At 62.8% G+C, this 20,085-nt stretch carries 17 protein-coding genes; 10 read left to right on the forward strand and 7 right to left on the reverse strand.

The genetic code is table 11. The annotated features are described in order from the left end of the window. Window positions 1-55: 55 nt before the first annotated feature. The 4 genes from EL2594_RS05795 to ppdK all read left to right on the forward strand — a co-directional run bounded on the left by EL2594_RS05795 (window position 56) and on the right by ppdK (window position 8,292). On the forward strand, window positions 56-2,155 hold the full coding sequence (locus EL2594_RS05795; protein ID WP_011414099.1) for a molybdopterin oxidoreductase family protein: 2,100 nt from the start codon (window positions 56-58) through the stop codon (window positions 2,153-2,155). A 78-nt stretch (window positions 2,156-2,233) separates the two neighbouring features. Beyond that, window positions 2,234-3,133, forward strand: a complete 900-nt coding sequence (locus EL2594_RS05800; RefSeq protein WP_011414100.1) for a glycine--tRNA ligase subunit alpha — start codon at window positions 2,234-2,236, stop codon at window positions 3,131-3,133. Window positions 3,134-3,241: 108 nt separating this feature from the next. Further along, complete coding sequence (glyS, locus tag EL2594_RS05805) at window positions 3,242-5,470, forward strand: glycine--tRNA ligase subunit beta (protein ID WP_011414101.1); 2,229 nt, start codon at window positions 3,242-3,244, stop codon at window positions 5,468-5,470. 128 nt (window positions 5,471-5,598) lie between these two features. Next, complete coding sequence (gene ppdK / locus EL2594_RS05810) at window positions 5,599-8,292, forward strand: pyruvate, phosphate dikinase (protein ID WP_011414102.1); 2,694 nt, start codon at window positions 5,599-5,601, stop codon at window positions 8,290-8,292. Window position 8,293: 1 nt separating this feature from the next. Here the strand turns inward: ppdK and EL2594_RS05815 are convergent, their stop codons facing one another. Further along, window positions 8,294-9,046 (reverse strand): methyltransferase domain-containing protein, encoded by a 753-nt coding sequence (locus tag EL2594_RS05815; protein ID WP_011414103.1) that lies wholly within the window; start codon window positions 9,044-9,046, stop codon window positions 8,294-8,296. Window positions 9,047-9,099: 53 nt separating this feature from the next. Here EL2594_RS05815 and EL2594_RS05820 point away from each other — a divergent pair, with 53 nt between their 5' ends. From EL2594_RS05820 to EL2594_RS05835, 4 genes are all read left to right on the forward strand, one after another. Continuing rightward, window positions 9,100-9,891 (forward strand): ComF family protein, encoded by a 792-nt coding sequence (locus tag EL2594_RS05820; protein ID WP_011414104.1) that lies wholly within the window; start codon window positions 9,100-9,102, stop codon window positions 9,889-9,891. A 313-nt stretch (window positions 9,892-10,204) separates the two neighbouring features. Beyond that, window positions 10,205-10,582, forward strand: coding sequence for a phosphoribosyl-AMP cyclohydrolase (hisI, locus tag EL2594_RS05825; protein WP_011414105.1), 378 nt, complete (start codon window positions 10,205-10,207; stop codon window positions 10,580-10,582). Between the two features lie 32 nt (window positions 10,583-10,614). Next, window positions 10,615-11,055, forward strand: coding sequence for a MerR family transcriptional regulator (locus EL2594_RS05830; protein WP_011414106.1), 441 nt, complete (start codon window positions 10,615-10,617; stop codon window positions 11,053-11,055). A gap of 51 nt (window positions 11,056-11,106) precedes the next feature. Continuing rightward, complete coding sequence (locus EL2594_RS05835; protein WP_011414107.1) at window positions 11,107-12,912, forward strand: acyl-CoA dehydrogenase C-terminal domain-containing protein; 1,806 nt, start codon at window positions 11,107-11,109, stop codon at window positions 12,910-12,912. A 68-nt stretch (window positions 12,913-12,980) separates the two neighbouring features. Here EL2594_RS05835 and cysK read toward each other — a convergent pair whose 3' ends face one another. The 4 genes from cysK to tyrS form a co-directional block, all read right to left on the reverse strand. Continuing rightward, window positions 12,981-13,901: a cysteine synthase A gene (gene cysK, locus EL2594_RS05840; RefSeq protein WP_011414108.1), complete on the reverse strand. Its 921-nt coding sequence runs from the start codon at window positions 13,899-13,901 to the stop codon at window positions 12,981-12,983. Between the two features lie 27 nt (window positions 13,902-13,928). Beyond that, a complete protein-coding gene (locus EL2594_RS05845) occupies window positions 13,929-15,227 on the reverse strand; it encodes an MFS transporter (RefSeq protein ID WP_011414109.1) in 1,299 nt (432 codons plus the stop codon). Between the two features lie 58 nt (window positions 15,228-15,285). Next, window positions 15,286-15,624, reverse strand: coding sequence for a PilZ domain-containing protein (locus EL2594_RS05850; RefSeq protein WP_011414110.1), 339 nt, complete (start codon window positions 15,622-15,624; stop codon window positions 15,286-15,288). A gap of 123 nt (window positions 15,625-15,747) precedes the next feature. Beyond that, complete coding sequence (gene tyrS / locus EL2594_RS05855) at window positions 15,748-16,977, reverse strand: tyrosine--tRNA ligase (protein WP_011414111.1); 1,230 nt, start codon at window positions 16,975-16,977, stop codon at window positions 15,748-15,750. Between the two features lie 79 nt (window positions 16,978-17,056). Between tyrS and EL2594_RS05860 the strand changes: the two genes are divergently transcribed. Both EL2594_RS05860 and EL2594_RS05865 read left to right on the forward strand, forming a co-directional pair. Beyond that, window positions 17,057-17,575: a hypothetical protein gene (locus EL2594_RS05860; RefSeq protein ID WP_011414112.1), complete on the forward strand. Its 519-nt coding sequence runs from the start codon at window positions 17,057-17,059 to the stop codon at window positions 17,573-17,575. Continuing rightward, entirely contained in the window at window positions 17,575-18,780 is a 1,206-nt protein-coding gene (locus EL2594_RS05865; RefSeq protein WP_041685735.1) for an exo-beta-N-acetylmuramidase NamZ family protein, read from the forward strand. Before EL2594_RS05860 ends, EL2594_RS05865 begins: the two co-directional genes overlap by 1 nt. On the opposite strand, the gene EL2594_RS05870 is transcribed toward EL2594_RS05865, so the two are convergent. After that, window positions 18,774-19,637: a DUF817 domain-containing protein gene (locus EL2594_RS05870; RefSeq protein WP_041685121.1), complete on the reverse strand. Its 864-nt coding sequence runs from the start codon at window positions 19,635-19,637 to the stop codon at window positions 18,774-18,776. The genes EL2594_RS05865 and EL2594_RS05870 overlap by 7 nt on opposite strands. Before the next feature lie 3 nt (window positions 19,638-19,640). Further along, window positions 19,641-20,084, reverse strand: coding sequence for a hypothetical protein (locus EL2594_RS15310; protein WP_155805987.1), 444 nt, complete (start codon window positions 20,082-20,084; stop codon window positions 19,641-19,643). Between the last annotated feature and the right edge of the window lies 1 nt (window position 20,085).

Below are 20,085 nucleotides of genomic sequence, written 5' to 3' on the forward strand. Positions count from 1 at the left end.
CAGTCTGGCAGGCGAAGCATACTGCTGCTAGTTGCCTTATCGAGGAGAGCCCAGCATGACCACCGTCCACCACCGCACCTGCCATATCTGCGAAGCCAATTGCGGCGTGCTGGTGGAGATGGAGGGGCGCAAGGTCGTGTCGATCAAGGGTAATCCCGATCATGTGCTGAGCCGTGGTCATATCTGCCCCAAGGCCACTGCGATAGCCGATTTGCAGGACGATCCCGATCGCTTGCGCCGTCCGGTGAAGCGCACCGATACTGGCTGGCAGGAACTCGACTGGGACACGGCGTTCCGCGAGATCGCGCAGAAGGTGGTCGCGCTACAGGATGCCGGGGCGAGGGCGGCTTTCTATCGCGGCAATCCCGGCGCGCACGACTATGCCCTGTCGACACAATCGGGCTATCTCCAGCGGGCCGTCGGCGCGCGCGGGACATTTTCCGCTTCGACGCTCGACCAGATCCCGCATCACTACACGCAATACCAGATGTACGGTCACGTCAGCCTCGCTGCGGTGCCCGATATTGATCGTTCGCAGCTGATCGTGATCGTAGGCGGCAATCCCATGGCGTCGAATGGTAGCCTGTGGACGGTGCCGGACTTCAGGAACCGAGTGAAGGAAATGCAGGCGCGCGGCGGCAGACTGGTGGTGATCGATCCGCGAAACACCGAAACCGCCAAGGTCGCCGATGAGTGGTATCCGGTAAAACCCGGGACCGATACGGCGCTGCTCGCCGGCATCCTCCAATGCGTGCTGGCCGATGGTGACACGCTTCGCGACGGACTGGCCGAACTTGTCGATGACAGTTGGGCGCAGGTGAAGCCTGCGGTCGACGCTTTCGATCTCGATACGCTGGCCAACCACTGCGCCGTGCCTGCCGACACGATCCCCACGCTCGCCGCCGAGCTATCGAGCGGCAAACCCGCCGCGATTTATGGGCGCATGGGTGTGTCGGTCTGCGAGTTCGGCGCGCTCAACCAATGGCTGATTCAGCTCATCAACCTCGCCACCGGCAATCTCGACCGCGAGGGCGGCACGATGTTCCCGCAACCGCTGCTCGATCTCGTCGGGCAGGTCGGCAAGGGCAATATCAAGACGGTCGAGACCGCCCGCGGCACCCTGCCTTCGGTGATGAGCGAAATCCCCACCATCGCCTTTGCCGACGAGCTCTCGCGCGACGATGACCAGCGCATCCGCACGCTGTTCGTGATTGCGGGCAATCCCGTCCTCTCCGCGCCCGACGGCGAGCGCACCGAGGAAGCGTTGGAGAATCTCGACCTGATGGTGAGTATGGACATGCACATCACCGAGACGAGCCGCCATGCGCATTACATCCTGCCGCCCTGCGGACCGCTGGAGAAGGATCATTTTACTTTCTTCTTCGGCCCGCTCGCGGTGCGCAATTTCGGGGCATACTCGCCGCCGACACTGGAAATGGAGGAGGGAGCCAAAGCCGACTGGGAAATTGCCGCCGAATTGGCGCAGGCGATCCTGGCGGAAAAAGGGAAGCCCGCGCCCAATTTCGACACACCGCGCGAGCGACTCGATGCGATGCTCAAGGCGTCGCCAGCCGGGATGTCGCTGGCGGAGGTGGAAGCACAACCCAACGGCGTCGATCTCGGGCCCCTGGAGCCGTGCCTGAAGAATCGCCTGCTAACCGCGGACAAGACGCTCCATGCCGCGCCGCCGGAGCTGCTCGAGGAGCTTGGGCGTTTCGCGGGCCGTCTCAATGAGCACGATGAAGGCGCGCTCAGCCTGATCGGGAGGCGTCATGTCCGCTCCAACAACAGCTGGCTGCACAATTCCAAGCGCCTCGTAAAAGGACCGGATCGCTGCACGCTGATGATGCATCCAGACGATGCCGCCGAGCGGGGATTGGCGGATGGCGAAATGGCCAGCGTCGCCAGTCGCGTTGGCGAAGTGGAGATTGCGGTCGAAGTAACCGAGGACATCATGCCCGGCGTCGTCTCGATCCCGCATGGCTGGGGGCACCACCGCAAGGGCGTGAGCTGGCAGACCGCCGCCGACCACGCCGGGGTCTCGCTCAACGACCTGACCGATCCCGAGCGTTACGACCGATTGACCGGCAACGCCGTGCTCAACGGGACACCCGTAACGGTCGCCAAAGTGGAGGCAGCGGTGGCGGCGGAATAATGCTGCCAATATGCTGCACTGCGGCATTGACCCGCTGTAGAGCCTAAGCCAAAGCGCGCGAAAACTTCGATGAGGCTCATGGACCGCAATCCGCAAAAATCTTTCCAGGACATGATCCTGGCGCTCCACGATTTCTGGAGCGCGAACGGCTGCCTGATCCTGCAACCCTATGACATGCGCATGGGCGCGGGCACCTTCCACACCGCCACGACGTTGCGCGCGCTTGGGCCGGAGCCGTGGAACGCCGCCTTCGTACAGCCCTGCCGCCGCCCGACCGACGGTCGCTACGGCGAGAACCCCAACCGGCTGCAGCATTACTATCAGTACCAGGTGATCCTGAAGCCGAGCCCGCCGGACATTCAGGACCTTTACCTGGAAAGCCTGCGGGTCATCGGGATCGATCCGCTGAAGCACGATATCCGCTTCGTCGAGGACGACTGGGAAAGCCCGACGCTGGGCGCGTGGGGCCTGGGCTGGGAAGTCTGGTGCGACGGGATGGAAGTTACCCAGTTCACCTATTTCCAGCAGATGGGCGGCTTCGACTGCAAGCCTGTCGCGGGCGAGCTGACCTACGGGCTGGAACGCCTCGCCATGTACATCCAGGGCGTCGACAACGTCTACGACCTCGATTTCAACGGGCAGGGCGTGACCTACGGCGATGTCTTCCTCGAGAACGAGAGGCAGATGTCGAAGTGGAACTTCGAAGTCGCCGAGACCGACGCGCTGTTCGACCTGTTCAACAAGGCCGAGGCCGAGTGCAGGAACGCGCTCGCCAATGAAGTGCCGATCGCGGCCTATGAGCAGGCGGTGGAGGCAAGCCACATCTTCAACCTCCTGCAGGCCCGCGGCGTGATCAGCGTGCAGGAACGTGCCAGCTACATGGGCCGGGTGCGCGACCTCGCGCGCGGTTCCTGCGAGGCGCACATGGCGAAGGAGGCCGCGGGCTGGGCGGAAAAGTATCCGGAGTGGTCGAAATGATCCCCAGCCCATCCGTCATCCCAGCGAAAGCTGGGATCTCTCTTAATCTCGCGCTTCGTTGCGACCAGATCCCAGCTTTCGCTGGGATGACGGGAGAGGAGGCTGGCAATGCCTGATTTCCTCCTCGAACTCCGATCCGAAGAAATTCCCGCTCGCATGCAGGCAGGGGCCCGCGACGAATTGGAAAAGCTGTTCCGCCGCGAAATGGATGCTGCCGGTGTCGAAGCCGGCGAGCTCACCGTCTGGTCCACCCCGCGCCGACTGGCATTGATCGCGCGCGATCTCCCCGAGGCGACCCAAGCGGTGCGCGAGGAAGCCAAGGGACCGCCCGAAGGTGCGCCCGATCAGGCGATCGACGGCTTCTGCCGCAAGAACGGCGTCACCCGCGACCAGCTCGAAATACGCGATGTGAAGGGCCGCAACACCTACTTCGCGGTGATCGAAAAGCCGGGCCGGGCGGTGAAGGACCTGCTCGCTGAAGCGATTCCCGCGATCATCCGCGACTTCAGCTGGCCCAAGTCGATGCGCTGGGGCACGGCCTCGATGAGCACAGAGAGCCTGCGCTGGGTGCGGCCGTTGTCGGGCATCGTCGCGCTGCTCGGCGACGACGTTGTCGAATGCGAGGTGCACGGCGTCACCAGCGGGGCGGTGACGCTCGGCCACCGATTCCACCACTCGGGCGACATCACGATCGGCAATGCCGACGATTACGCAATGAAGCTTCGCGCAGGGCATGTGATCGTCGATCACGAGCAACGTCAGGACCTGATCCGCGAAGGCGCAGCAAAGGTTGCCGCCGAAGCCGGCCTAAAGTTGGTCGAGGACGAGGGGCTAGTGATCGAGAATGCCGGCCTCACCGAATGGCCCGTGCCGCTGCTCGGCCGCTTCGAGGAGGATTTTCTCCAGGTCCCGCCCGAGACGATTCAGCTCACCGCACGGGTGAACCAGAAATACTTCGTTTGTCACCGATCCCCAGCGGAGGCTGGGGTCTCAGACGATGGTGGACAGCCGCACGAGGTCCCAGCCTCCGCTGGGACTCAGCAATTGGCCAACGCCTTCATCTGCACCGCCAATATCGAGGCGGAGGACGGCGGCGCGCGCGTGGTAGACGGCAACCGCAAGGTGCTTGCCGCCCGCCTCGCCGATGCGCGCTTTTTCTGGGACGTCGACCGCAAGAAAACCCTCGCCGAGCACGCCAAGGGGTTGGAGCGGATCACCTTCCACGAGAAGTTGGGCACCGTCGCCGATAAGGTCGAGCGTGTCGCGAACCTGGCGCGCTGGTTGGTGGAATCGGATATCGTCGTCCCAGCGAAAGCTGGGACCTCTCTCGGTCAAAGCGCCAAGACGAACGAGATCCCAGCTTCCGCTGGGATGACGAAGGAGGAATTGGCCGACCTTACCGAACAGGCCGCACGCCTCGCCAAGGCCGACCTCGTCACCGAAATGGTCGGCGAGTTTCCCGAACTGCAGGGCCTAATGGGCGGCTACTACGCTCGCGCCGAAGGTCTTCCAGACGAAGTAGCCGACGCCATCCGCGATCACTACAAGCCGGTCGGCCAAGGCGATGAAGTGCCGACCGCGCCGGTGACGGTGGCGGTGAGCTTGGCGGACAAGCTGGATACGCTGCGCAGCTTCTTCTCGATCGACGAGAAACCCACGGGCTCGAAGGACCCCTTCGCGCTGCGCCGCGCAGCACTGGGGGTAATCCGCCTGATGACCGAGAACGGCCTGCGGATGAGCGCGGGGCAGGGCGAACTCCTCGAATTCTTCGCCGATCGCCTCAAGGTCCAGCAGCGCGAGGCTGGCGTCCGCCACGACCTGATCGACGCGGTTTTCGCGCTCGGCGGCGAGGACGATCTCGTTCGCCTGCTTGCCCGGGTGCATGCGCTCCAGGCCTTCGTGCAGACCGAGGACGGCACCAACCTCCTCGCTGGGTACAAGCGTGCGGCCAATATCCTCAAGAAGGAGCAATGGGACGCGGAGCCGGAGCATACCGGCGACGAGGACCCGCTCGAGAATGTCGACGATCCCGACATGCGCGAAATCTATGCCGAGGCGGTCGAGAAAAAACTTTCCTACACGCCCGAACCGGCCGAGAAGGCGCTGATCGATGCGCTGGACAGCGCTGAACCGAAAGCGGTCGCAACCGTCGAAACGGAAGACTTCGCCGCCGCCATGTCGGCTCTCGCGTCGCTGCGCGCGCCGATCGATGCCTTCTTTGAAGAGGTGATTGTGAACGCCGAAGAAAAGCATGTCCGCGCCGCCCGGCTCGACCTGCTAGCGCGTTTCCGCGATGCGGTGCACCGGGTGGCCGATTTCAGCCGGATCGAAGGATAAAGCTGGTCGCAAGGTGTCACCTGTCCATGTTCTGGAAAAATCCAGCCGGGACAGCGAGTTACAATCGATAGGTGAGGGTGACAGGGTGTAACCTGTGTCACCCGGTTTTCACCAAAGTAGGAAATTTTATGTCCCAGACTGTCTATCCTTTCGGTGGAAATGCAAAGTCGGACGACCCGCGCGCCAAGGACAAGACGATCGTCGGGGGCAAGGGCGCGAACCTCGCCGAGATGGCCGAGATCGGCCTGCCGGTCCCACCGGGCTTCACGATCACCACCGAAGAATGCCTCGACTATCTCGAGCATGGCGCGGACCCTTCGACTGAGCTCAGGGCAGGCTTCGCCGAAAAGCTGCGTCATGACGTCACTTCCGCGCTCGGCCATATCGAAGCAACGGTCGGTAAGCGCCTGGGTGACAAGGACGATCCGCTGCTGGTTTCGGTAAGGTCGGGTGCGGCGATCTCTATGCCCGGCATGATGGACACGGTCCTCAATCTCGGCCTCAACGACGAGACGGTCGAGGGGTTGGCGCAGGTGAGCGGCGACGAGCGCTTCGCCTGGGACAGCTATCGCCGCTTCATCCAGATGTACTCCGATGTCGTCCTCGGGATCGACCATGGCCTGTTCGAGGAAGCACTCGAAATCGCCAAGGAAGACAAGGACCTGTACGCCGATACGGAGATGTCGGCAGAAGAGTGGAAGGAACTCGTCGCCGAGTACAAGCAGATCGCGGCGGACGAGCGGGGCGGGGAGCCGTTCCCGCAAGATGTGACCGAACAGCTCTGGGGCGCGATCCGCGCGGTATTCGACAGCTGGGACAGCGAAAGGGCGAAAATATACCGCCGTCTCAACGACATACCGCACGACATGGGCACGGCGGTGAACGTTCAGGCCATGGTCTTCGGCAATATGGGCGACACCTCGGCCACCGGTGTCGCCTTCACACGTGACCCGGCGACAGGCGAGAAGTCCTATTACGGCGAATTTCTGATCAACGCGCAGGGCGAAGACGTGGTGGCGGGCATCCGCACTCCGCAGTATCTCACCAAGGCCGCGCGCGAAGCCGCCGGGGCCGATAAGCCGAGCATGGAAGAGGCGATGCCCGAAGCCTATGCCGAACTCGCCCGCGTATTCGACCTTCTTGAGCAACACTATCGCGACATGCAGGATATCGAGTTCACCGTGGAGCGCGGTCACCTGTGGATGCTGCAAACGCGGACCGGCAAGCGGACCGCCAAGGCTGCTCTCAAGCTGGCGGTCGACATGGCGGATGAAGGGCTGATCGACGAAAAGACCGCGATCCTGCGGGTCGATCCCATGGCGCTCGACCAGCTGCTCCACCCGACACTCGATCCCGACGCTCCGCGCGATGTGCTGACCACCGGTCTGCCGGCTTCTCCGGGCGCGGCGGCGGGCAAGATCGTGCTCGATGCAGACACCGCCGAACAATGGGCCGGGCGGGGTGAGAGCGTGATCCTGGTGCGGGTCGAGACCAGCCCCGAAGACATCCATGGCATGCACGCTGCGACGGGAATCCTGACTGCGCGTGGCGGCATGACGTCGCACGCCGCCGTCGTGGCGCGCGGGATGGGGCGGCCCTGTGTGTCGGGAGCTTCTGCCGTCGTGATCGACCGCGCCAAGCGTTTGCTCAAAATCGGATCGCGCGATTTGAAGGAAGGGGACCTCATCACGCTCGACGGCGCGAAGGGTCAGGTGATGGCGGGCGAGGTCGCGACGATCGAGCCTGAACTCGCGGGCGATTTCGGCACGCTGATGGAATGGGCCGACAAACATCGCCGGATGCGCGTGCGGACCAATGCCGAAACCCCCAATGACTGTAGGATGGCGCGGCAATTCGGGGCCGAGGGTATCGGCCTGTGCCGCACCGAACACATGTTCTTCGATGCCGGTCGCATCAGCGCCGTGCGTGAAATGATCCTCGCCGATGACGAGAACGGTCGCCGTGCCGCGCTCGACAAGCTGCTGCCCGAGCAACGCAAGGACTTCCACGAGATTTTCGAGGTCATGAAGGGGCTATCCTGCACGATCCGGCTGCTCGATCCGCCGCTGCACGAATTCTTGCCACATGGTGATGCCGAATTCGAAGATTTGGCAGCAACTACAGGGCATTCGGTCGAGCACTTGAAGCGTCGGGCGGGGGAGCTTCACGAGTTTAATCCCATGCTAGGGCACCGTGGGTGTCGCCTCGGCATCACCTATCCCGAGATCTACGAGATGCAGGCGCGGGCGATTTTCGAAGCGGCCTGCGACGTGAAGGCGGCTTCCGGCGAAGCGCCGTTGCCTGAAGTGATGATCCCGCTGGTGGTGACCAGGCGCGAGCTGGAGATTCTTCGCGCGCTGGTGGAGCGGGTTGCTGGCGACGTCTTCGGCGAAAAGGGCACCGTGGTCGATTACCTTGTCGGCACCATGATCGAGCTGCCCCGGGCCGCGCTGATGGCGGGTGAGATTGCCGAGGAAGCCCGCTTCTTCTCCTTCGGAACCAATGACTTGACCCAGACGACTCTCGGCGTTTCGAGGGACGATGCGAGCAGGTTCCTCGGGCCTTACGTCGATCGCGGCATCTTCGCCCGCGATCCTTTCGTCAGTCTCGATATCGATGGCGTCGGCCAGCTGGTGACTATGGCGGCGGAGCGCGGCCGCGCGACCCGCGGCGACATCAAGCTCGGCATCTGCGGCGAACATGGCGGCGATCCGGCGAGCATCCGTTTCTGCGAAGAAACCGGGCTCGATTACGTTTCCGCTTCGCCGTATCGCGTTCCCATCGCACGGCTCGCAGCGGCGCAGGCATCGCTCGGAAAATAGCCTATTTCCAGCCTGTTAGAACAAGTATTTCGAAAGTCTCGGCGACTTTCCCGTCGCCGTCCCGCATTCCGGCAAATGCTCTTAACGCGCGCTGCCATGCCTCGCGGGTCAGTGGCGGGACCGCGCTGGCCAGCGACCGCGTAAGCCCGTGATCGCGCAGGTCCGCGATCATCCTTTCGAGCGAGGAGTAGCGCACCTTGACCGGATAGCTGTCGACCACCTGCCGCGAAAAGCCCGCGCGTTGCAGCAGGCCCGTCGCCGCGCGATTGTCGACCAGCGGATGCATCCGCGCCGCCGGTCGGTCACCGTCGGCGGCGAGCATGAGCTCGCGCAGGACTGGCTGGCTCCCCGCTCCCGGAAAGGCGGCGATAAACAGTCCGCCCGGCTTCAGCGCGTCGCGGGCATGGATCAGCGCGCCGGGCAGGTCGTTGACCACCCCGAGACCAAGCAGGTGCACGATGAGGTCGAAAGTTTCGCTGGACCCCGGCTGCTCTTCGTCGAACTCACCCAACAGACCGATCTTGCCCTCAACGCCCTGTCTTGCGAGCCAGGCTGGCAAGCGCCCGGTGACGTCGCCGATGACGAGTGCGGACCCGATCTCGTGGCGCATGAACTCGAGCCGCTCGATCACATCGTCGGCCATCGCCTCGACCAGGTAGTTCGCGCTGCCGGCCCGCTCTTGCCGTGACCGCGCGCGCGCCCATTTGGCGGCGGCCTGCCGCCGGGAAAAGATGGTGGGAGGCGTATGAGCCATGAAAGTGCCGTGCCGGTCTTGCTCTCGCAGTGCAACCGGCGCAGCATAGAAAAATGAACGCGCTGCGTCTTCTCGGCGACTCGCTCGCTCCCGCAGTGGACCTGGTCTATCCGCCGCGTTGCCCGTGTTGCGGGGATGGCATCGAGCGGCAGGAGGGGCTGTGTCTGGACTGCTGGCAAGGGCTTGTGCTCCTCGGAGAACCAAGCTGTGCCACATGTCGGCGCCCCATCCGCAATAGCGGCGCCGAGGAAGGAGCTGTTTGCGCAGCCTGCCTGGCCGATCCGCCGCGCCATTCCGGCATTTATGCCGCGACGCTGTACAATGACACCTCGCGCAGATTGGTGCTGGCCTTCAAGCACGGTCGACGCATTGCGCTGGCAAGGATGATGGCGAAGCTGATCCAGAGGCGCCTTCCGGATCCAGGCGGGGGTTGTCTGCTGATTCCCGTACCCCTCCATCGAAGGAGGCTTTGGGTGAGAGGCTACAATCAGGCCGCGCTACTTGCACAGGAACTAGGCAGAATCGGTGCCGGAGTGGTCGCGGTAGATGCCTTGCGCCGGACGAAGGCCACGCCCTCGCTGGGAGGTCTCGGGCGGAAGGCGCGCGAAAGGGCGTTGTCGGGCGCGATCGCAATCGCTCCGGCCTGGCAGCAGAAAATTGCCGGAAGGGATGTCCTACTCGTCGATGACGTCGTAACGAGCGGCGCAACCAGCGAGCGTTGCACCCGCGTCTTGCTGAAAGCGGGCGCGAAAAGCGTTCGCATCGCAAGTTTCACCCGGGTATTGAGCGAGATCGAATGGCAGGCGAAAACTTCGATGGAAAACGAAACGCCCGAGGTCCGCTAAGACCCCGGGCGCCACGTGACGAAATTTGTCGGACCCGGCGGCCGTCCCCCGATGGCCGCGCGAGGGTCCAGTCCCTCATCGTCTTGCCGAAACGGCATCACCCCCATGATGCACTGTCCCGGTTACCCCCTGAACTTGGCTTTCGCCCGAATTCCGGTGGACGGCGAACAAACGCCGTGACCGCATGTGTTCCATTCATCTGGCGGTCAGCATAGGGGGATTGCGCACCGCGTCCGATTTTGAGACCGAATTGTTGTGTTCGTGCAACAAAACTGTCGCATTGATCCAAGCCCAGCAACGATGAGGCGAAAGCATGAGCGAGATTTCTGCCGAAGAGCGCGAAAGCGGAACGGTCTTCGCACCGAAATTCGATTCGGACGGCTTGCTGACAGCGGTGGTGCAACATGTCGATACTCGCGAAGTTCTGATGGTGGCTTTCATGAATGCGGATGCGCTGGACGCAACCCGGAAGACGGGAATTGCGCATTTCTTTTCGCGATCGCGGCAGACATTGTGGAAGAAGGGCGGGACCTCGGGAAATACCTTGGCGGTCAGCCAGGTGCTGGTCGATTGCGACCAGGATGCGGTCATTCTGCTGGTCGAACCGGCCGGGCCAGCTTGCCACACGGGGGCGCGGACATGCTTCTATCGCGAACTGGATTGCGGCGCTCTCCAAGACGTAAGAACTTGACCTTTACGTAAAGGGCATGTACCGATCGACGCATGGCAAACGTCGCATCGAAAGAATCGAGAGCGCATTCCGGCGCTCATCTCGAACGGCCGGACAAGCTGTCGCGCGAGCATTTCAGCATCTCCGATCTCACCAGCGAGTTCGAATGCACTGCACGCGCACTGCGGTTCTACGAGGACGAGGGCCTGATCAATCCCTCTCGCGTCGGCATGACCCGCGTCTATTCCAAGCGCGACCGGGCGCGGCTCGCCTGGATCATGCGCGCCAAGAACGTCGGTTTCAGCCTCGGCGAGATCAAGGAAATGATCGACCTCTACGACTTGGATGACGGCCGCGTGGAGCAGCGCCGCGTCACGGTAGAAAAGTGCAGGACGCACATCGCCAAGCTCAAGCGCCAGCGTGCCGATATCGATTCCTCGATCAAGGAACTTACCGAATTCGTCGCCCAGATCGAGGCTCTCGACCTGGGCTGACACCGCTTCGAGCGGCCCCCGACTCACACTCCCATTGCCGAAGGACGCCCAATGCCGATCTACAACGCCCCGACCCGCGACACGCGCTTCGTCATCAACGAGATGCTAGACTTGGCGAGCTACGGCAATTTGCCCGGCTTCGAGAGTGCGACGCCGGACATGATCGACACCGTGGTCAACGAATACGGCAAGTTCGCCTCGGAAGTTCTCGCCCCGATCAACCAGATCGGCGACCAGCAGGGCTGCACCCGACATAACGATGGTTCGGTCACAACGCCCGACGGCTTCAAGGAAGCCTTCGACCAGTACCGCGAGAGCGGGTGGGGCACCATCTCGCAGCCCGAGGAGTTCGGCGGGCAGGGTATGCCGCACGTGCTCGGCTTCGTGATCGAGGAATTTACCGCCACCGCCAATCAGGCTTTCGGCATGTATCCGGGCTTGACGACCGGCGCAATTTCAGCGCTGATTGCGAAAGGTTCGCCGGAGCAGCAGGAAATGTACCTGCCCAAAATGATTTCGGGCGAGTGGACCGGCACCATGAACCTGACCGAGCCACATTGCGGAACCGATCTCGGCCTGATCCGCACCAAGGCAGAGCCGCAGGCCGACGGGTCCTACGCCATCACCGGCACCAAGATCTTCATCTCGGCCGGCGAGCACGACATGGCGGACAACATCATCCACCTCGTGCTGGCAAAGACGCCCGGCGCGCCCGACAGCACAAAGGGCATTTCGCTGTTCGTCGTACCGAAGTTCATCGTCGATGAAGACGGCAATCCGGGCGAGCGCAACGGCGTGACCTGCGGATCGATCGAGCACAAGATGGGCATCCACGGCAACGCGACCTGCGTCATGAACTATGACGACGCCAAAGGCTGGATGGTCGGCGAAGAGAACAAGGGTCTTGCCGCCATGTTCATCATGATGAACGCAGCGCGTCTGGGTGTCGGCATCCAGGGCCTCGGCCAGGCCGAAGTCGCGTACCAGAACGCTGTCGCCTATGCGCTCGACCGCCGTCAGGGCCGTGCGCTGACCGGCCCGGCCGAGCCGGAAGCCAAGGCCGACCCGATCTTCGTCCATCCGGACGTCCGCCGCATGTTGATGGACGGCAAGGCTTTCACCGAGGGCATGCGTGCGCTGTGCCTGTGGGGCGCTCTCTTGGTGGACCTGACCCACAAGGCGCAGACCGAGGAAGAGCGCGCCGAAGCCGATGCGCTGATCGGCCTGATGACCCCGGTCATCAAGGGTTATGGCACCGACAAGGGCTATGCCATCGCCACCGACATGCAGCAGGTCTTCGGCGGCCACGGCTATATCGAGGAATGGGGCATGAGCCAGTATGTCCGCGATGCCCGTATCGCGCAGATCTACGAAGGCACCAACGGCATCCAGGCGATGGACCTGTGCGGCCGCAAGCTCGCTCAGAATGGCGGCGCTGCGGTGCAGGCTTTTTTCAGAATGATCGGCGAGGAAATCGCTGAGGCCAAGGGCAACGAAACCCTCGCTCCGATGGCCGAGAAGCTGGAGAAAGCGCTCAACGAACAGCAGGCCGCCACGATGTGGTTCATGCAGAATGCCATGCAGAACCCGAACCATCTCGGTGCCGGCGCGCATCATTACATGCACATCATGGGGATCGTCACGCTCGGCCTGATGTGGCTGCGCATGGCCAAGGTTGCGACCGAAGCGCTCGCCGGTTCGCCGGAGGATGCGTCGTTCTACGAGACCAAGCTCGCGACCGCGCGCTACTACATGGATCGCTTCCTGCCCGACGCCGGCGCGCTGCGTCACAAGCTGGAGAGCGGCGCCGACAGCACCATGGCGCTGGGCGAAGAGGCCTTCGCCACCGCCGCCTGATCGCATTCAAGGATCGTCACGCAAGAGGGCTCGCAGCGATGCGGGCCCTCTTCATTTGCGGAGACCGCTCACTCCTCCGGTAGAAAGTCCGGCACGCTCAGATACCGCTCGCCGGTATCGTAGTTGAAGCCCAGCACCCGTGAGCCAGCCTCAAGTTCCGGCAGCTTTTTCGCAATCGCCGCCAGCGTCGCGCCGCTCGAAATACCCACCAGCATGCCTTCCTCGGCAGCGGCGCGGCGGGCCATGTCCTTGGCAGCCTCGGCATCGACCTGGATCGCGCCGTCGATCGATTGTGTGTGCAGGTTGCCTGGGATGAAGCCTGCGCCGATGCCTTGGATCGGGTGCGGGCCGGGCTGGCCGCCATTGATGACGGGGGAGAGCTCGGGCTCGACACCATAGGCCTTCATGCCGCTCCAGTGGCGCTTCAGCTCTTCGGCGCAGCCGGTCAGGTGGCCGCCCGTGCCGACGCCGGTGATCATCACATCGATCGGCGCATCCTTGAAGTCCTCGAGGATTTCCTTGGCCGTTGTCCGAACGTGGACCTTCCAGTTGCTCTCGTTGTCGAACTGGCTCGGCATCCATGCGCCGTCGGTCTGCGCGACAAGCTCGGTCGCGCGCTCGATCGCGCCCTTCATGCCCCTGGCCTTGTCGGTCAGGTCGAAGCTGGCACCATAGGCCAGCATCAGGCGGCGGCGCTCGAGGCTCATGCTTTCAGGCATGACCAGCACGAGCTTGTAGCCCTTGACCGCAGCGACCATGGCGAGGCCGATGCCGGTGTTGCCGCTGGTCGGTTCGATGATCGTGCCCCCCGGCTTGAGCGCGCCGGAAGCTTCCGCATCCTCGATCATGGCGAGCGCAATGCGGTCTTTGATCGATCCGCCGGGATTGGCCCGCTCCGACTTGATCCAGACCTCATGGTCCGGAAACAGCTTGCTCATGCGGATATGCGGCGTGTTGCCGATGGTTTGAAGGATGGTGTCGGCTTTCATGGCGTATTCTCCCGGGGGTCGGTTCTGTTACGAATCACTCTTAGACAATTCCGGCGGCGGATCGAAAGTCTTCGTTGTCCGCAGCACGGGAAACAGCCGTGACCAGGCCGCGACCGTGACAATGGCGCCGATCCCGCCGGCAACGACCGCACCGACCGGCCCGATGATGCTGGCCAGCGTGCCGGAAAAGGCATCGCCGCCTTCGTTGGACGCGCCGATGGTCAGCAAGGACACGCTGGAGACGCGGCCGCGCTTGTCGTCTGGCGTGTGCAACTGGATGAGCGATTGGCGGATATAGACGCTGAACATGTCGGCCGCGCCGACGATGAACAGCATCGCGAGGCTGAGCGGCATGGAGGTCGAAAGGCCAAAGATGACGGTAGCGATCCCGAAGACGAAGACCGCCCATAGCATCTTGGGCCCGACATTGGTCTCGAGCGGGCGGAAACTGAAATACATCGCGGTCAGAGCGGCTCCGACGGCAGGGGCCATGGCAAGCTGGCTCAGTCCCGTGGCACCGACCTGGAGAATGTCGCGGGCATAGACCGGGAAGAGCGCGGTGGCTCCGGCAAGAAATACCGCGAGGAGGTCGAGCGTGATCGCGCCGAGTACCATTTTATTCCGGCCGACATATTTGAGCCCGTCAACGATCTGGCCGATCGGGCGCTGGTCCTTGCGCACGGCAGGTTGTGGGACCTTGCCGATAAAGCTCAGGGCAATGATCGAGGTCGCGAAAAGCGCGGTCGCTATGCCGTAGGGCAGGGCGGGGTCGACGACATAGAGATACCCACCCAGCGCCGGCCCGACGATCATGCCGAATTGCCACGCAATGCTCGACAGGGCGATAGCATTGGGCAGGATCGCTTTCGGCACAAGGTTGGGCGCGAGAGCGGACAAGGCTGGCCCGGCGAAAGCGCGCGCGATGCCCAGCAGGATCGCCACCACGAAGAGCCAGGGCAGCGAGATCGAGCCAGAAAGCGTGAGCCACGCCAGTAGCGCAGAGCATCCAAGCTGCATGGCGACGGTCAGACGTGCGATATTGCGACGGTCGAACTGATCGGCGGCCAATCCTACAAATGGAGTGAGGATGAAAAGAGGCAAGAACTGAAGCAGCCCGATCAGCGCCAGTTGGCCTGAAGCCGCCGCGACGTCCATCCCGCTATCGCGCGCAAGGTTGTATGTCTGCCACCCGATGATCAGCAACATGGCATATTGCGCCAGCGTCATCGCGAGGCGACTCAGCCAGTAGGCGCGGAAATTGGCAACCTTGAACGGGTGGGATGGCTGGCTGGGTGGTTGCGTGCTGTCTCTCACGCCGCGCGCCATGGCAGGCGCGGGCGGGCGAGGGAAGCAAGATGTTGTTTAGCGGGTGGGCAGCGTTCGCTCAGCGCGGTCTGCGAAGGCGCGGATTGGGCTGCAGTTCGTCTATCATGCCCATGAAATCGTCGATGCGGATGATCCGCTCGAACTGGAAGCCGGCGCGATTGTCACGCCGCCAGATGCAATAGGCCTCGATGCGCCCGACGATCGGCAAACGGATTATGATGCGGTCGCCGCGCGACAGGTCGTGCGCATCGTCGACCATGAAGCCGTGTGCCGACAGGTTGCTGATATGCAGGTTCATATCGCCATGCACGAAGTGCTCGGCGATGACCGGGAAATCGACCGGATGACGCGTCGCGCGCCGTTGATCGGTGACTGTGAGCTGCGCTCCGGCTGACATGGCTCCACGACCCTCCAAGCTTCTGGTGTGGAGGGCACTTATGCCGCCAATTGCCTGAAATTAGGTTAAGCTGCGCTGTCCCGATTTGGCACAAAACCCAGCGTTTCTGCGGGGTTGCGCGGTTTAGCGAACAAGCAGGCCGTGCCGTTTCTTGCCCAGGCTGATCTTGATCTCCGCGCCTTCGGCAAGCGCGATCATGGCGCCGGGATCGCGTGTGGCCTCGCCATCGAGCTTGACTGCGCCTTCGGCAATCTTGCGCTTGGCCTCGCCATTGGACCTGGTGAACCCGATCGCCGTCAGGACGGCAGGCAAGGACATTTCCTCCTCGCCAAGCGTGAGAGTCGGTAGGTCTTCGCCCGCACCGCCGCCGGCAAAGGTCTGCGCGGCAGTCGCCTCGGCGGACCTGGCAGCGTCTGCACCGCGTACCATTGCCGTCACTTCGTTGGCGAGTACGATTTTGGCGTCGTTGATTGCGGCACCTTCGAGCTGTTCCAGCCGTGCAATCTCGTCGAGCGGCAGGTCGGTAAACAGCCGCAGGAACCTGCCGACGTCTCGGTCATCGGTGTTCCGCCAGTATTGCCAGAAATCATAAGCGGGCAGTTGCGCTTCATTGAGCCACACGGCACCGTCGACCGACTTGCCCATTTTCGCGCCATCGGCACGCGTAATCAGCGGTGCGGTGACGCCATAGACTTCCTTGCCGTCGATGCGGCGACATAGCTCGATACCGTTGACGATATTGCCCCACTGGTCGCTGCCACCCAGCTGCAACCGGCACCCATATTCGCGGTTGAGCACGAGATAATCGTAGGCCTGCATGATCATGTAATTGAATTCGAGGAAGGTCAGCGGCTGCTCGCGATCGAGCCGCAGCTTGACCGAGTCGAATGTCAGCATGCGGTTGATAGTGAAATGCGGCCCGACATCGCGCAGCAGCTCGATATAACCGAGCTCGTTCAGCCAATCGTCGTTGTTTATCAGCAGCGCGCCGGTCTCGCTGTCGTCGAAGCGCAGGATCTGTTCGAAACTACCCTTGATCGAAGCGATATTGCCGGCGAGCTTCTCGTCGGTCAGCATCGTGCGGGTTTCGTCCCGACCCGAGGGGTCACCCACCTTGGCCGTGCCGCCGCCCATGATGACGATCGGGCGATGCCCGGCCTGCTGCAATCGCTTCAGCAGCATGATCGAGGCGAGATTGCCGATATGGAGCGAGGGTGCGGTGGGGTCGAAGCCGACATAACCGGTCACGACCTCTTTCATCGCCAACGCGTCGAGCGCACCGGCATCGGTGATCTGGTGCAAGTGGCCGCGTTCTGAAAGCAGCTGCAGGAGGTCGGATTCGAATTCGCTCATAGGGCGCGGCCTATAGCGGCGGGGAGAGGCGGCTCCAAGTGGCTTGCGGGCATCGCTGCACTGGGCAATAGCGGCGATCATGCATGAGCTTGTCCTCCATCCGGATTGCGTGGCCGGTCCGATCAAGCGGGTGTCAGCCGCGATCCAGCCAACCCCCGACGGCTGCCGCGCAAAGTTCCGACTCGATGGCGATATCGGTCAGATCAAGGTGCCTGTGCATGCCGCGAGCGAACGCATGGACAATCTCTGGAAGACGACCTGTTTCGAGATTTTCTGGCAGCCGCATGGCGGCTCCTCTTACCGGGAATTCAACCTCAGCCCGTCGTCGCGTTGGGCCGCTTACGATTTCGACGGTTTCCGCGAAAACAGTCGCGATGCCCCCGTTCCGGCCATCGCCATCGCCTGCGCAGCGCATGACGCCAAGCTGGAACTCGAGGCCGGTATCGCCAGCGCGCTGCCGCTGCCCGCCGATGTCGCGCTCAACGCCATTGTCGAGGACGTCGATGGCAATATCGAGTTCTGGGCGCTGGCCTTTGCCGATGGCAAGCCGGAGTTTCATAGCGACATCTGCCGTGCGCTAACCTTGGAGCCGCTATGATGAAGTTCGGTATCGATCGCCTGCTGACCGAGCCCGAGCTGCGCAAGCCGTTGGAAGGCAAGCGCGTTGCACTGGTCGCACATCCCGCTTCGGTGACCGAGGACCTGAGGCATAGTCTCGACGCGCTGATCGCTGCCGGAATCAACGTCACGAGCGCCTTCGGCCCCCAGCACGGCCTCAAGGGCGACAAGCAGGACAACATGGTGGAGACCGAGGACGAGACTGATCCCGTCTATGGCATCCCCGTATTCAGCCTCTACGGCGAAGTACGTCGCCCAGCCGGCCAGATGATGTCGAGCGCCGACGTGTTCCTGTTCGACCTGCAGGACCTCGGCTGCCGCATCTACACTTTTGTCACGACGCTGCTCTACCTGATCGAGGAAGCGGCGAAACACGGCAAGAGCGTGTGGGTGCTGGACCGGCCCAATCCGGCAGGTCGCCCGGTTGAAGGCACGCTGCTGGTCCCCGGCAACGAAAGCTTCGTCGGCGCCGCACCCATGCCGATGCGCCACGGGCTCACGCTGGGCGAGATGGGGCACTGGTTCATTCGCCACTTCGATCTCGACGTCGATTACCGGGTGATCGATATGCACCACTGGCTGCCCGAAGCCGGCCCCGGTTACGGTTGGCCAGACAGCCGAATCTGGATCAACCCCAGCCCCAATGCCGCCAGCCTTAATATGGCGCGCGCCTACGCAGGGACGGTCATGATCGAAGGGGCGACATTGAGCGAGGGCAGGGGCACGACGCGCCCGCTCGAAGTGTTGTTCGGTGCACCTGACGTCGATGCTTCTGTCATCCGCAAGGAGATGGAGCGCTTCGCTCCCGACTGGATGACGGGTTGCGCGCTGCGCGAGTGCTGGTTCGAGCCGACTTTTCACAAGCATCAAGGCAAGCTCTGCAATGCGTTGATGGTTCATGCCGAGGGCGCGCATTACGATCACGAGGCTTTTCGGCCATGGCGTTTGCAGGCGCTTGCCTTCAAGGCGATCCGTCGGCTCTATCCGGACTACCCGATCTGGCGCGGCAAGGATTTCGAATACGAATACACCGAGGATGTCCTCGCGATCGACGTCATCAATGGCGGACCGGCCCTGCGCGAGTGGGTGGACGATACGAACGCGCTGCCCGGCGATCTCGACGCGCTGGCTGCTCCTGACGAAGAGGCATGGCGCGAAGAGGTGCGCGACCTCCTGCTCTACTGATCGGGCGCACGGATCGGCTGCATGAGTGCGACGAGTACGAAGCTGATGAGCATCAGCAGATACCAGCTGCCGAATTTGGCGAGGCTTACCATCTGCCAGCCATCCTCCTGCCCGGGATAGGTCCATGCCCGTGCAAAGGTCGCGATATTCTCCGCGAACCAGATGAATAGCGCGACCAGGCCGAAGCCGACGAGAAGCGGCATCCAGCGGTGTTCGCGCCAGTTGCGAAAGTACACCCGCGTCCGCCAGAACAACAGCGCCGTTGCGGCAAAGAGCGCGTAGCGGATATCGACTGTCCAGTGATGGGCGAAGAAATTGACATAGACCGCGGCCGCCAGAAGCCAGGTCGCCCAGTGCGGCGGATAGTGCGTGAAGCGAAAATCGAAAATGCGCCACACCCGCGCGATGTAGCTCCCCACGGCAGCGTACATGAAGCCGGAGAACAATGGGACGCCTCCGATGCGCAGAATGGCCGCTTCCGGATAAATCCATGATCCGACCGCGGTCTTGAATAGTTCCATCACCGTCCCGACGACATGGAAGATCAGGATGACCTTCGCTTCCTCAAGCGTTTCCAGCTTGAGGACCAGCATTCCCACCTGAATGCCGAGCGCGGCGAGCGTCAGGAAATCGTAGCGATGGAGCGGGGCATCGTCCGGGTAAAAAAGGAATGTCGCGAGCAAAAGGAACAGCAGCATCGCGCCGAACAGGCAGGCCCACGCCTGCTTGAAGCCGAACAACAGGAACTCGTAGAGCCAGAGCCGCCAGCCACCACCGGGATCGAAGCCTTCAAGCCGCTCGCGGACCGCTTGGAAGCGGGAGTGCCGGGTCCCTCCCGACCGGGGTTGTAATGCCAAGGCCTACTTGCCTGCGGGCATCATTCGAGGCGTACCGACAGCTTCCGGAACCGGGCGAATATCCTGTGGGTCACCCTTTGCGACCAGGACGCCGCACCCGTCGCGGCGATGATCGACTGCCCAGATCAATTCAGGCCGGTCCGGATCGGCAGTCCGCCTCCGTAATGGTGGCAAGCCGGCACTATCGCGCGCCTCACGGATGCGATCGGCGCAGAAAGCGGGGGATGGCGAAGCATCCGGCAGGCTCACCCACGGCTCGGGGGGTGAACTATAAGCCGGATTGTCCAGCGAAACCGATGGTTGCACCGTTTGAGAACCGGAAGCCATTCCGGCCAAGGATGCCTGCTCGTCATTAGCTCCGATCAGGGCAATTGAGGCTGCTGCAATAGCCAGCTTCTTCATGGTCGCCTGTCCCTCCTGCTTGCCGGACATAAGTTTTCGCACCATC

Origin of the sequence: Erythrobacter litoralis HTCC2594 (genome assembly GCF_000013005.1) — a bacterium.
Taxonomy (GTDB): domain Bacteria; phylum Pseudomonadota; class Alphaproteobacteria; order Sphingomonadales; family Sphingomonadaceae; genus Parerythrobacter; species Parerythrobacter litoralis_A.